Origin of the sequence: Aeromicrobium phoceense (genome assembly GCF_013868155.1) — a bacterium.
Taxonomy (GTDB): domain Bacteria; phylum Actinomycetota; class Actinomycetes; order Propionibacteriales; family Nocardioidaceae; genus Aeromicrobium; species Aeromicrobium phoceense.
In genome coordinates this window covers 426,418-438,879 of sequence record NZ_JACEOG010000001.1, presented here as the reverse complement: position 1 = coordinate 438,879, position 12,462 = coordinate 426,418, and the positions used below count along the sequence as shown (strand labels likewise).

Sequence of the window (12,462 nt, the reverse complement as noted above, 5' to 3'; positions counted from 1 at the left end):
CGAGTAAGAGCCCCCGTTGCGGGGCTTTCCGTCTGGTGGAGGGGTGGCTCGCATGCCCGCAGTCGTGATCGTCGGAGCCCAGTGGGGTGACGAGGGCAAGGGCAAGGCGACCGATCTCCTGGGCAGCCGCGTCGACTACGTCGTGAAGTTCAACGGCGGCAACAACGCCGGCCACACCGTCGTCATCGGTGACGAGAAGTACGCACTGCACCTGCTCCCGAGCGGCATCCTCACCCCGGGCTGCGTGCCGGTGATCGGCAACGGCGTCGTCATCGACCTCGACGTGCTCTTCCAGGAGATCGACGGCCTGAACGCGCGTGGGATCGACACCTCCCGCCTGCTCGTCAGTGCGAATGCGCACATCATCGCCGACTACAACCGCACGCTGGACAAGGTCAACGAGCGCTTCCTCGGGAGCCGCAAGATCGGCACCACCGGCCGCGGCATCGGCCCGACCTACGCCGACAAGATGAACCGTCTCGGCATCCGCGTGCAGGACCTCTTCGACGAGAAGATCCTCCGCGCGAAGGTGGAGGGCGCGCTCGACCTCAAGAACCAGATCCTCACCAAGGTCTACAACCGACGCGCCGTGTCGGCCGAGGAGATCGTGGAGTCCCTGCTCGGCCACGTCGAGCGCCTGCGGCCGTTCGTCGCCGACACCGCCCTCGTGCTGCACGACGCCCTGCGAGAGGACAAGACGGTGCTGCTCGAGGCCGGCCAGGCCACGCTGCTCGACGTCGACCACGGCACCTACCCGTTCGTCACCAGCTCGTCGGCCACCACCGGCGGCGCGTGCACGGGCTCGGGCATCGCGCCCACCGAGATCACCCGCGTGATCGGCATCGTCAAGGCCTACGCCACCCGCGTCGGCGAGGGCCCGTTCCCCACCGAGCTGTTCGACGCCGACGGCGACCGCCTGCGCGAGAACGGCGGCGAGTTCGGCACGACGACGGGCCGCCCGCGCCGCTGCGGCTGGTACGACGCGCCCGTGGCCCGCTACGCGGCTCGCATCAACGGCGTCACCGACTTCGTGATGACCAAGCTCGACGTCCTGACCGGCTGGGACCAGATCCCGGTGTGCGTCGCGTACGACGTCGACGGCGAGCGCGTCGACGAGATGCCGATGACCCAGACGGGCTTCCACCACGCGAAGCCGATCTTCGAGTACTTCCCGGGCTGGTCCGAGGACATCAGCGGCGCCCGGGAGCTCTCCGACCTGCCCGCGAACGCGCAGTCGTACGTGCGCGAGATCGAGGCGATCAGCGGCTCGCGGATCAGCGCCGTCGGCGTGGGTCCCGACCGCGAGGAGACGGTCGTCCTGCACGACCTGCTCTGACCTGAACACCTGGCACATACGGGGGCACGTGTGAACGAGGAGAAGCGGTTCGAGTGGCAGGCGTTCCGCCGGGCCCGGTGGGGTCCGGTGCGCGTCGTGGTGCGCGACGGCCTGATCGAGGCCACGGTCGAGGACGCGGTCGTCGAGCTCGACGTGACGGACCGCCGGTCCGCGGCCGAGCGGGCGGCGAACCAGTGGCGCAGCGTCTTCGACGACGGCGTCCCGGTCAGCCTGAACGGCGCGCGGGTCGCCACGGTGACCACCGCGCAGGGCAGTCCCGGCGGACTGGTCCGCCGGAAGCGGCACACCATCACCGGCGACGCGGGATTCGTCCTGCCCGGGATGGAGTACACCGGTCGCTCGCTGCCCGACCTGGTGACGCTGCGCTGCGACGCCGGAGTCCTCGTGGCGTCGCGCCGGTGGGCCTCGCCGATCAACGTGGCGGTGACGGAGTGGTCGATCGTCAGGGAGTATGACCTCATCGCGCCGCGCGTGACGAAGCTCGCGGCGCCCGAGCACATCGCCCTGTGGGCCGCACTGAAGGAGAGTCAGCGCTCATGACCGTGGAGATGGACTACGACCAGCTGACGCTCTCGGCCACGCGCGCCGAGGAGCTCGCCAGCAAGATCCGCTCGAACGCCGCCTCGGCGAGGTCGGCCAGCCCCGTGGCGCTGCCGAGCCTGGAGAACATCGAGGCCAAGGCGACGTTCCTGGACGACGCCGCCGAGAAGCTCAACGGGCTCGCCGACATCGCGCTGCTGCTCGACGAGTCGGGTGAGGGCAAGGTCTCGATGTCGCTCGGCGCCATCAACGACACCCTCAACGACCTGCTGGGCGAGTACCTCGGAGCCGAGTTCGGCAACATCTTCGGCAACGACGACGACTTCCCGCTCATCTCGATCGCCGCGGCGCTGGGCAAGATGAAGAAGATGGCCACGGGCGTCGCGCCGATCTTCCAGACCGGCCTCGTCGGCCGCCAGATGCTGACCCGCATGGCGAACGCCGGCGGGCGCACCGGCGAGTGGGCCCGCTGGATGCTCTCCGGTGGCGGCCGGCACGCCGCGCCGCCCACCGCGCTGCTCAACAAGCTGCCGAAGTGGGCCGGACCGGGCACTCGGTTCCCCACCGCGGGCTGGGCCGACCCGCTCGCGCGCAATCCCGGCGGACTGGGCCTCATGCGCGGCCTGGGCATCGTCGGCGGCGTCTACAGCACCGCCGTCGGGGTCAACAACCTCATCCAGCAGGGCAACCCGATCGACGCGTTCGAGCGCGAGGGTGCCGGCTACGTCGCCGACGTCGCCGAGACCGCCTTCAGCGCCTCCACGACCGCGTTCCTGATCGCACCGAACCCGGTCACCGGCGCCATCGCCGTGACCACCGGCCTGGTCTGGGCGGGGGCCGAGGTCGTCGACCACTGGGACGAGATCAGCGAGACGGCCTCGAACGCCTGGGACACCGTCACCGACGGCGACACCTGGTCCGACGTCGGCGACACGCTCACCTTCTGGGACTGATCACGACATGAACGACACCCCTGCGAACGCTGGAGCCACCGTGCCGAAACTCGACGAGACCTTCCTGCAGCTGACCGTCGGCTACGACGACCTGATCAAGCTCGCCGAGGTCCATGCGGGCCGGATCAGCCCGGGCGACGCGCCCACCCGCCTGCGCCAGGAGGGACTCGTGACCTCCACGGGCGTCCATCCCACGGCCGCGAGCCTGGTCGAGGTCGCGGTGGGCCCGGCACGCAGCATCGTCGTCGAGCGCTTCGACGGCGCCACCCTGAAGCCCCTGTTCATCGGCTGGATGCCCGACGGCCGCGCCACCACCAGCACGCCCGACGCCGAGGGCGCGGTCGTCGTGACGGCCACCGAGCTCGGCCTGCTGCGTGACCAGCTGCGCCAGTGGCTGGCGATCTTCGACCGCGAGGTCGTCGACGACCGCGACACCGTGGGCACGAACACCACGGTCATCGACGCGGCCATGACGCTCGACGGCGTCGACCCGAGCGGTGACGCGGCGCTCGATCCGATCCTCGAGGGGTGGCGCCTGGCCTGGCGCGCGACGGGCAACTGGGCCGAGCGCGACGTCGACGCCTCCGTCACCGTCGTCGACGCGGGCGCCCAGGGCTGGTACCGCGTCGAGCACGCGCCCCGCACCGGCAACGAGGAGGTCGAGGTCTCGCTCGTCCCGCTCACCCTCGAGGAGGTCGTCGCGGCGCTGGGCGACGTCGTCACGGGCCGCAGGTCCCAGGTGGCCGATGACTGACGTCCTCCCGCCCTCCGATCTCGTCTCGCGGCAGCAGGCGGCGCGCTTCACCCGCCTCATGCGGGTGCTGGAGCGGCAGCACCGGCGCCCCGAGGCGATGGCGGGCTTCTTCGCGGCCATCGGGGCCCACGGCGTCGTCGCGGCGCTGGCCACGATCGCGTTCGGACCCCACCGCGAGGACCTCACCGACTGGGACCGCCTGCCCGACCTGCTGCGCGACGGGCTGCACGCGGCCGCCTCGTGGCCCGAGTTCGACGCCGAAGGGTTCGGCGCCGACCTCGCCGAGCTGCTGCGCGAGGACGACGAGGACCGTCGCGGCACCGTCTCGGCGGTCACCTCGTTCCTGCTGGCCTCCGGCCGCTACGACGAGCGGCTGCTGGCCGGCTGGACCCGCGCCTTCGACGAGCTCACGCTCCCGGTCGAGCAGCCCCTCACGTGGGCCTCGTTCCTGACCGGCACCGACGGGCCGCGTCCGTGGGACGGCCTCGTGGCGCTCGCTCGCGAGGTCGCCGCCGGCTCCGCCGACGCCCCGTCGTGATCGGTGCCGGCGCCGGGCGCCGCTAGGCTCGACGGGTGAAGGTTCTCGTCATCGGCACCGGCGGCCGCGAGCACGCCCTGTCCCTGGCCCTCTCCCGTGACTCCCAGGTCACCGAGGTCCACGCCGCCCCGGGCAACCCGGGCATGGCGGCCGTCGCCACGCTGCACCCGGTCGACCCACTGGACGGCGCGGCCGTGGCCGACCTCGCCACGAGGATCGGTGCCGGCCTGGTCGTCGTCGGCCCCGAGGCGCCCTTGGTGGCCGGCGTCGCCGACGCCGTTCGGGAGGCCGGCATCGCCTGCTTCGGCCCCACTGCCGAGGCGGCCCAGCTCGAGGGCTCGAAGGCGTTCGCGAAGCAGGTCATGGCCGCCGCCGACGTCCCCACCGCCATGGCCCGGGTCTGCGAGACCCCTGAGCAGGTGGCCGACGCGCTCGACACCTTCGGCCCGCCCTACGTCGTCAAGGACGACGCGCTCGCCGCCGGCAAGGGCGTCGTCGTCACCGAGGACCGCCAGGTCGCGTTCGACCACGGCGTCTCCTGCGCCCGCGTCGTGATCGAGGAGTACCTCGACGGTCCGGAGGTCTCGCTGTTCGCGATCACCGACGGCTCGACGGTGCTGCCGCTGCAGCCGGCCCAGGACTTCAAGCGCGCCCTCGACGGCGACGAAGGGCCCAACACCGGCGGCATGGGGGCGTACACGCCGCTCGCATGGGCGCCCGACGACCTCGTGAGCGACGTGACCCAGCGCGTCCTGCTGCCCACCGTCAAGGAGATGGCCGCGCGCGGCACCCCCTTCCAGGGTCTGCTCTACGCAGGCCTGGCCCTCACCAGCCGGGGCACGCGCGTGGTCGAGTTCAACGCGCGCTTCGGCGACCCCGAGACCCAGGCCCTGCTGTCGCTGCTCAGGACGCCCCTGTCGGCGCTGCTGCACGGCGCGGCCACCGGCACGCTCGCCGAGGTCGGCCTGCCGCAGTGGCACGACGGCTCGGCCGTCACGGTGGTCATCGCGTCGGAGCACTACCCGGAGTCGCCGGTCACGGGCGACCGCATCGACGGCGTCGACGAGGCCGACGCGCTCGAGGGCGTCGACGTGATCCACGCGGGGACCAAGATCGACGAGGACGGCAACCTCGTGACGGCGGGTGGACGCGTCCTGTCGGTCACCGCCGTGGGTGCCGATCTCGACGAGGCGCGACGTCGCGCGTACGCCGGGGTCGATCTGGTCCGGATCCGCGGGGCCCACCACCGGCGGGACATCGCGGCGCATCTCCCGGAATGACGGGACGCACGCATTGCCCGGTTCCGTCAGCGTGATGTTGATCATGGCGACGATCCGCCACCGAGATGCGGCGTGAAACCGTCAACCCATACTCTGGAGTCATGTACGCGTCGTGGCAGGGCCTTCCCGAGCTGCCTGAGATCGACCTCGCCCTGGTCCATGCCCTCCAGGTGGCGCCGCGCGCGCCGTGGAGCGCGATCGGTCGCACGATCGGCGTCGACCCGGCCACTGCTGCCCGCCGGTGGGACCGCCTGGTCGCCGAGCGTCTCGCCTGGTTCGTGGTCCGCCCGAGCGCGGAGCAGCTGGCGGCCGACCGCGACGCCGTCGTCCTGAAGCTGAAGGTCCGTCCCGGCTCGGAGGTGCGGGTCGCCGAGAGGATCGCCGCCGAGGAGGAGGTCTACGCGGTCGACCTGCTGGCCGGCGAGGACGACATCGCCGTGGTGCTGGTCGGCCGCGGACTCGGCGCCATGCGTGAGCGCGTCGACACCCTCGTGGGCTCGGATCCCGACGTCTTCATGACGCGCGTCTTCTTCATCGCCACGGTTCACCGTGAGGACGCGCAGTGGCGCCTCGGCGCATTGGACGCCGATCAGGAGCTCGCGCTCGACCGGCGCAGCGACGGCCCCGTGTCCGCTCCGGACGACGACGTCCTCCAGCAACTCACCGAGGCCCTGGTCGAGGAGCCGCGGATGAGCGTCGCGGACATCGCCCGCCGGCTCGACCGCCCCGAGCCGACGGCACGCCGCCTGCTCGACCGGGCGCTGCGCTCGCGCGCGATCCGCCTCGGCTGCGACGTGGTGGCCTCGGCCGGTGGCGCGGGCCGCGCCGTGATGCTGGAGGTCCGGGCCGACGATCCGCGGGCCGTCGGCCCCGTGATGAGCGAGTTCCCGTGCGTCGTGCGCTGCGCCGCCGTGGTGGCCCCGGGCAACCTCGCCCTCGTCGCGCGGTTCGGCGCCCTCGGGGACCTCGTCGACTTCGAGGCCGCCGCCGCAGCGCAGGTGCCGGGGTGGCAGGTGCTCGACCGGGCCACGATCGTCCGCAGCGTCAAGCGCCAGGGGCGGGTCCTGGACGACGACGGCCGCGTCCTGCTCTCCGGCGCCGCAGGCTGAACTGCGACAATGGGCGGGTGACCACTCCGAACGTCCTCGCCTCCCGTTACGCGTCCGCCGAGCTGGCACGCATCTGGTCGCCCGAGCACAAGATCGTCCTCGAGCGCCAGCTGTGGATCGCGGTCCTGAAGGCCCAGCGCGACCTCGGCGTCGAGACCCCCGACGGCGTCATCGAGGCGCACGAGGCGGTCGTCGACCAGGTCGACCTCGAGTCGATCGCCGCGCGCGAGCGCGTGACCCGCCACGACGTGAAGGCCCGCATCGAGGAGTTCGCCGCCCTCGCCGGGAGCGAGCACATCCACAAGGGCATGACCTCGCGCGACCTGACCGAGAACGTGGAGCAGCTCCAGGTCCGCGCCTCGCTGGCGCTGGTGCGCGACCGAGCCGTCGCCGCGCTGGCGCGCCTGGGCCGGCTGGCCGGTGAGCACGCCGAACTGGTGATGGCCGGACGCAGCCACAACGTCGCCGCGCAGGCCACCACGATGGGCAAGCGCTTCGCGACCACCGCCGACGAGCTGCTCGTCGGCATCGAGCGCGTCGAGCAGCTGATCGCCCGGTACCCGCTGCGCGGGATCAAGGGCCCGGTCGGCACCGGCCAGGACATGCTCGACCTCCTCGGTGGCGACGAGGCGAAGCTCGCCGACCTCGAGCAGCGCGTCGCGGCGCACCTGGGCTTCGAGCGCACGTTCACGAGCGTCGGTCAGGTCTACCCACGGTCCCTCGACTTCGACGCCGTCAGCGCGCTGGTCCAGCTGGTCGCCGCGCCGTCGAGCCTGGCGCTCACGGTGCGCCTCATGGCGGGCAACGAGCTGGTCACGGAGGGCTTCAAGCCCGGCCAGGTCGGCTCGTCGGCGATGCCCCACAAGATGAACACCCGCTCGTGCGAGCGCGTCAACGGTCTCGCGGTGGTGCTGCGGGGCTACGCGTCCATGGTGGGCGAGCTCTCCGGCGACCAGTGGAACGAGGGCGACGTGTCGTGCTCGGTCGTGCGCCGCGTGGCTCTGCCGGACGCGTTCTACGCCGCCGACGGCCTGTTCGAGACGTTCCTGACCGTGCTGGACGAGTTCGGGGTGTTCCCGGCCGTGGTCCAGCGCGAGCTCGACCGCTACCTGCCGTTCCTGGCCACCACGAAGGTCCTGATGGCGGCGGTGCGGCACGGCGTCGGTCGCGAGACCGCCCACGAGGCCATCAAGGAGCACGCCGTCGCGGTCGCGCTCGAGATGCGCGAGCAGGGCACCGCCGACAACGACCTGCTCGACCGGTTGGCCGCCGACGACCGTCTCGGCCTCACGGCCGAGGACCTCCAGCGCCTCGTCGCCGAGCCGCTGGCCTTCACGGGCGCCGCCGTCTCCCAGGTCTCCGCGGTGCTGTCGCAGGTCGACGCCGTGCTGAAGCGCCACCCCGACGCCGCCGCCTACGCGCCGGGCGCCATCCTCTGACCTCGCCGCCGGGATCACGTGATCTCGATACGCGGCTCGCTGCGCTCCCCAGCTACTCGATCGCCGGCGGCCGGCGCCGGCTGCTCGATCGCCGGCGGCCGGCGCCGGCTGCTCGATCGCCGGCGGCCGGTGATCGAGTGCCTGCGAGGAACGAGCAGGTGTATCGAGATCAGGCGAGCCAGGCCAGTACGACGGGGCCGGGGTGCTCCGCCCACGTCGCGGTGAGGAGGCCGGTTGCCTCAGCAGGTGCCTGGGCGTCCACGATCCGCTCGACGTGGAGCGTGCCGTCGCCCGAGCCGCTGCCGTGCACCGACGCGGTGACCGAGCGACGCGAGATGCGACTGCCGTCGGGCATCAGCATCGTGACCTCGCCGCGGCCCTCACGGATCACGGCGGACGTCTCGGCGACGTAGACGGGATCGGTCGCGCCGTCGTAGACCCACCGGCGACCGAGCACCGAGTGGTCCATCTCGCCCACGAGGTCAGCGCCCTCGAGCGGGGCCGAGCGGTAGGTCAGCGGGACGTGCACGACCTCGTCGCCGACCGGGAGCAGGAACGACTCGATCCCCACCTCGCCCTCGGGATCGTCGAAGCGGAAGTTCGACTGGAACGGCGGGACCGACGCGCCGGCCGGCCACCACGGCTGGTGGGGCAGCCATGCCTCGAGCAGCTCGGCCTTGGTGGGGTTCAGCTCGGAACCCGGATGAACGACGCCCATGGCGTCATCGTGCCACGGGTCGCAGCCGCGCGAAGGCCAATCCGGCTGCCACGACCGACAGCAGCCCGGCGCCCACGATCGGCGCCACGTCGTTGAGCCCGTAGAGCCCGGCGCCCATGACCGGGCCGGCCACGTAGGTGAGGCCGACGGTGGCGGAGAGCTGTCCCGCGACGGCGGCGTGCTCACTCGGCTCGACCGCGAGGGTGGCGCCGGCGTTGTAGCCGGGCACCGCGAGCCCCAGCCCCGCCGCGACGACGACCATCGCCGGGAGCAGGGTGGCCGTGCTGGAGGCGAACACGGCTCCGGCGTAGCCGACCGCCGCGACCAGGCTGCCGACCACGATGAGCGCCCGGGGCCCGCCGGGCACCCGCGGTGCCACGAAGGCCTGCGTCACCGCGAACCCGATGCCGATCAGCACGCCGGCGACGGCGACCACCTGTGCGGTGGCGGTGTCCGACAGTCCGAGCCGGTCCTGCACGAGGAAGCCCAGGATGATCTCCACGAGCGCCAGGCCGAGGAACAGCGCGCCACCGGCCAGGAGGAACGGCAGCACGCGAGGATCGCGGAACCCGAGTCGCTCGCGCTCCGGACGCTCCTGCCGCTCGGGCACCGGCAGGAGCCAGACGGCGACGAGGGTGGCACCGACCAGCACCGGCGCGAGGTACACCGGCAGCAGCAGTCCGCCGATCGCCGCGAGGCCGCCGAGCGCGGGCCCGACCACCAGAGAGATGCCCTGGACCGCGCCGAACGCGCCCATCGCCTTCGTGCGCTCGATCGCGCCCTGGCTCGTGGAGGCGAGGTACGTCAGCGCCGCCACCGGCACGGCCGCGAAGCCCAGCCCGTAGAGCACCCCCCGCGTCAGTGCGAACGCCCCGAGGACGACCCAACGGGGCAGCTCCTCCCGTGCCGCGAGCTCGGTCATCACGGCGAACCCCGTGGCACCCACGGTGGCGATCAGCAGCCCGCGGACCAGCACGGCGTGCACGCCGATGCGGTCGACCTCGCGGCCCCACCACGGCCCGGCGACCACGAGCATCGCCGCCGACAGCGTCATGACCGCGCCGAGATCGACCTCGCCGAGCCCGACGAGGCGTGTGACGGGTGCCAGGACCGGGACGAGCATCCCCTGTGCGCTGTAGACGACGAGGGCCGACACCAGCAGGGTCGTGGTCATGGTCCGGGTCGATGGCACCGGCACAGCCTGCCACGGAAACGCGCGGCTGGGCAGGCCACTAGCCTGATGCCATGCCGCTGGAGATCCCCGGAGCCACCCACCTGCACTCGGGCAAGGTGCGCGACCTGTACACGTACGGCGACCACCTGCTGATGGTCGCCTCCGACCGGGTGAGCGCCTACGACTTCATCCTCGAGCCGGGGATCCCCGACAAGGGCGAGATCCTCACCCGGATGAGCCTGTGGTGGTTCGACCAGTTGGAAGACCTCGTGCCGCACCATGTCGTCAGCACCGACGTGCCGCCCGAGGTCGCGGGGCGGGCGCTGGTCGTCGAGCGGCTCGACATGTTCCCGGTGGAGTGCGTCGCCCGCGGCTACCTCACCGGCTCCGGCCTGATCGACTACCGCGAGACGGGCGCCGTGTGCGGCATCCCGCTGCCCGACGGCCTCGTCGACGGCTCGCGGCTGGACGAGCCGATCTTCACCCCCGCCACGAAGGCCGACCTCGGCGAGCACGACGAGAACGTCTCGTTCGAGGCGATCGTGGCGACCGTCGGCGCCGAGATGGCCGAGCGACTGCGCGACCTCACCCTGGCGGTCTACGGCCGTGCCGAGGAGATCGCCCGCGAGCGCGGCATCATCCTGGCCGACACGAAGCTCGAGTTCGGCGCCCGCCCGGACGGCACCATCGTCCTGGCCGACGAGGTGCTGACGCCCGACTCGTCGCGCTTCTGGCCCGCCGACCGGTACGTGCCCGGGCAGGCCCAGCCCAGCTATGACAAGCAGTTCGTCCGCGACTGGCTGACGTCGGCCGAGTCGGGCTGGGACCGGGCGTCGGACACTCCGCCGCCGCGGCTGCCCGACGAGATCGTCGAGCGCACCCGCGAGCGCTACATCGAGGCCTACGAGAGGCTCACCGGGCTGAGCTGGTGAGGTGATGGACAGGGTGTCGGTGGCGGTCCGGGCCTCGATTACAGTGTCGATGTAACTGAGGACACACCCCCCGAAAGAAGGCACCGTGACCAATCTCGCCGCGATCCTCGACGACACGACCGCCAAGTACCCCGAGCGCACCGCCATTGTCTTCGGTGACACGCGGCTGAACTACGCGCAGGTCAACGGTGCGGCCAACCAGGTCGCGAACCTGCTGGTCGAGCGGGGGATCAAGCCCGGCGACAAGGTCGCGATCTCGATCCCGAACCTGCCCTACTTCACGATCGTCTACTTCGGCATCCTCAAGGCCGGCGCCACGGTCGTCCCGCTCAACGTGCTGTTGTCCGAGCGTGAGGTCGCGTACCACCTCGACGACTCCGACGCGGTGGCCTTCTTCGCGTTCGAGGGCACGCCCGACCTGCCGATCGGCGACCGCGCCTGGGCCGGATTCAACCAGGTCGAGGGCTGCAAGGAGTTCTTCCTCATCAAGCTCGACTCGGCCGCGCCCGAGCCCATGGAGGCGCCGGAGTTCTACGGCCCGCTCGTGGCGAAGCAGTCGCCCGAGTTCACCACGGTCGAGCGCGACGACGACGACACCGCCGTCATCCTCTACACGTCGGGCACCACCGGCCAGCCCAAGGGCGCCGAGCTGATGCACCGCAACCTGCGCGCGAACGCCGGCCTCGGCCCGTCGCTGTTCGGCGCCGACGAGAGCGACCCCGACACCTACCTCGCCGTGCTGCCGCTGTTCCACATCTTCGGCCAGAGCGTCATCCAGAACACCGCGATCCTGTTCGGCGGCACGATCGTCTACCTGCCGCGCTTCGAGCCCGACGCCGCGCTGGCGCTGCTGCTCAAGGAGAAGGTCACCTTCTTCGCCGGCGTCCCGACGATGTACTGGGGCCTGCTGCAGGCCCTGGCGCAGTCCGACGGCGGCGTCGACGTCGAGGCGATCGCGGCGAACCTGCGCGTCGCCGCGTCCGGTGGCGCGGCGCTGCCCGTCGACATCCACCGCCAGTTCGAGGAGAAGTTCGGCATCGTCATCCAGGAGGGCTACGGCCTGTCCGAGACGTCGCCGGTCGCCTCGTTCGGCGTCCGTGGCGAGCCCGTCCGCGTGGGCTCGATCGGCCGGGCCGTCGAGGGCGTCGAGCTCAAGCTCATCAACGACGACTGGTCCGACCTGGCCCACGACCCCGAGGCGATCGGCGAGATCGCCATCAAGGGCCACGGCATCATGAAGGGCTACTACAACCGCCCCGCCGCCACCGCCGAGGCGATCCACGGCGAGTGGTTCCGCACGGGCGACCTCGCGCGCAAGGACGACGACGACTACTTCTACATCGTCGACCGCAGCAAGGACATGATCATCCGCGGCGGCTACAACGTGTACCCGCGCGAGCTGGAGGAGGTGCTGATGACGCACCCGGCGGTCTCGCTGGTCGCCGTCATCGGCGTCCCGCACGAGTCGCACGGCGAGGAGATCAAGGCGGTCGTGGTCAAGAACACCGACGATCCCACCACCGAGGCCGAGCTGCGCGAGTGGGCCAAGGGCCAGTTCGCCCAGTACAAGTACCCGCGCATCGTGGAGTTCCGCGACGCGCTGCCGATGACCGCGACGGGCAAGATCCTCAAGCGCGAGATCGACTGATCGCCCCGTGAAACCGCGGC

12 protein-coding genes are annotated in these 12,462 nt (G+C 71.8%); 10 read left to right on the top strand and 2 right to left on the bottom strand.

The window, feature by feature from the left end:
- Positions 1-52 precede the first annotated feature (52 nt).
- The 8 genes from H1W00_RS02120 (at position 53) to purB (ending at position 7,970) form a co-directional block, all read left to right on the top strand.
- A complete protein-coding gene (locus H1W00_RS02120) occupies positions 53-1,336 on the top strand; it encodes an adenylosuccinate synthase (protein ID WP_181753219.1) in 1,284 nt (427 codons plus the stop codon).
- Between the two features lie 30 nt (positions 1,337-1,366).
- Complete coding sequence (locus H1W00_RS02115) at positions 1,367-1,897, top strand: hypothetical protein (protein WP_181753217.1); 531 nt, start codon at positions 1,367-1,369, stop codon at positions 1,895-1,897.
- Positions 1,894-2,850, top strand: coding sequence for a hypothetical protein (locus H1W00_RS02110; RefSeq protein WP_181753215.1), 957 nt, complete (start codon positions 1,894-1,896; stop codon positions 2,848-2,850). The genes H1W00_RS02115 and H1W00_RS02110 overlap by 4 nt, the downstream gene beginning before the upstream one ends.
- Positions 2,851-2,857: 7 nt before the next feature.
- Positions 2,858-3,604 (top strand): hypothetical protein, encoded by a 747-nt coding sequence (locus H1W00_RS02105; protein WP_181753213.1) that lies wholly within the window; start codon positions 2,858-2,860, stop codon positions 3,602-3,604.
- Positions 3,597-4,142 carry a hypothetical protein gene (locus H1W00_RS02100; protein WP_181753212.1) on the top strand — a complete coding sequence of 182 codons (546 nt, stop codon included), beginning with the start codon at positions 3,597-3,599 and terminating at the stop codon, positions 4,140-4,142. Before H1W00_RS02105 ends, H1W00_RS02100 begins: the two co-directional genes overlap by 8 nt.
- A gap of 35 nt (positions 4,143-4,177) precedes the next feature.
- Positions 4,178-5,422: a phosphoribosylamine--glycine ligase gene (gene purD / locus H1W00_RS02095; protein ID WP_181753208.1), complete on the top strand. Its 1,245-nt coding sequence runs from the start codon at positions 4,178-4,180 to the stop codon at positions 5,420-5,422.
- A 101-nt stretch (positions 5,423-5,523) separates the two neighbouring features.
- A complete protein-coding gene (locus H1W00_RS02090; protein ID WP_181753206.1) occupies positions 5,524-6,531 on the top strand; it encodes an Lrp/AsnC family transcriptional regulator in 1,008 nt (335 codons plus the stop codon).
- 17 nt (positions 6,532-6,548) lie between these two features.
- Entirely contained in the window at positions 6,549-7,970 is a 1,422-nt protein-coding gene (gene purB / locus H1W00_RS02085; RefSeq protein ID WP_181753204.1) for an adenylosuccinate lyase, read from the top strand.
- 169 nt (positions 7,971-8,139) lie between these two features.
- Here the strand turns inward: purB and H1W00_RS02080 are convergent, their stop codons facing one another.
- Positions 8,140-8,688, bottom strand: a complete 549-nt coding sequence (locus tag H1W00_RS02080) for a maltokinase N-terminal cap-like domain-containing protein (RefSeq protein ID WP_181753203.1) — start codon at positions 8,686-8,688, stop codon at positions 8,140-8,142.
- A gap of 4 nt (positions 8,689-8,692) precedes the next feature.
- Complete coding sequence (locus tag H1W00_RS02075; protein ID WP_181753201.1) at positions 8,693-9,862, bottom strand: MFS transporter; 1,170 nt, start codon at positions 9,860-9,862, stop codon at positions 8,693-8,695.
- A 71-nt stretch (positions 9,863-9,933) separates the two neighbouring features.
- Here H1W00_RS02075 and H1W00_RS02070 point away from each other — a divergent pair, with 71 nt between their 5' ends.
- The gene (locus H1W00_RS02070; protein WP_181753199.1) at positions 9,934-10,794 is read left to right on the top strand and encodes a phosphoribosylaminoimidazolesuccinocarboxamide synthase; all 861 of its coding nucleotides are present in this window, start codon (positions 9,934-9,936) and stop codon (positions 10,792-10,794) included.
- Between the two features lie 85 nt (positions 10,795-10,879).
- Positions 10,880-12,442, top strand: coding sequence for an AMP-binding protein (locus H1W00_RS02065; RefSeq protein ID WP_181753197.1), 1,563 nt, complete (start codon positions 10,880-10,882; stop codon positions 12,440-12,442).
- Positions 12,443-12,462 lie beyond the last annotated feature (20 nt).

Coding starts and splice junctions, on each gene's coding strand:
- H1W00_RS02100 (WP_181753212.1), top strand. CDS start 3,597: ATGACTGACGTCCTCCCGCCCTCCGATCTCGTCTCGCGGCAGCAGGCG.
- H1W00_RS02090 (WP_181753206.1), top strand. CDS start 5,524: ATGTACGCGTCGTGGCAGGGCCTTCCCGAGCTGCCTGAGATCGACCTC.
- H1W00_RS02105 (WP_181753213.1), top strand. CDS start 2,858: ATGAACGACACCCCTGCGAACGCTGGAGCCACCGTGCCGAAACTCGAC.
- H1W00_RS02110 (WP_181753215.1), top strand. CDS start 1,894: ATGACCGTGGAGATGGACTACGACCAGCTGACGCTCTCGGCCACGCGC.
- H1W00_RS02120 (WP_181753219.1), top strand. CDS start 53: ATGCCCGCAGTCGTGATCGTCGGAGCCCAGTGGGGTGACGAGGGCAAG.
- H1W00_RS02075 (WP_181753201.1), bottom strand. CDS start 9,862: ATGACCACGACCCTGCTGGTGTCGGCCCTCGTCGTCTACAGCGCACAG.
- H1W00_RS02070 (WP_181753199.1), top strand. CDS start 9,934: ATGCCGCTGGAGATCCCCGGAGCCACCCACCTGCACTCGGGCAAGGTG.
- H1W00_RS02080 (WP_181753203.1), bottom strand. CDS start 8,688: ATGGGCGTCGTTCATCCGGGTTCCGAGCTGAACCCCACCAAGGCCGAG.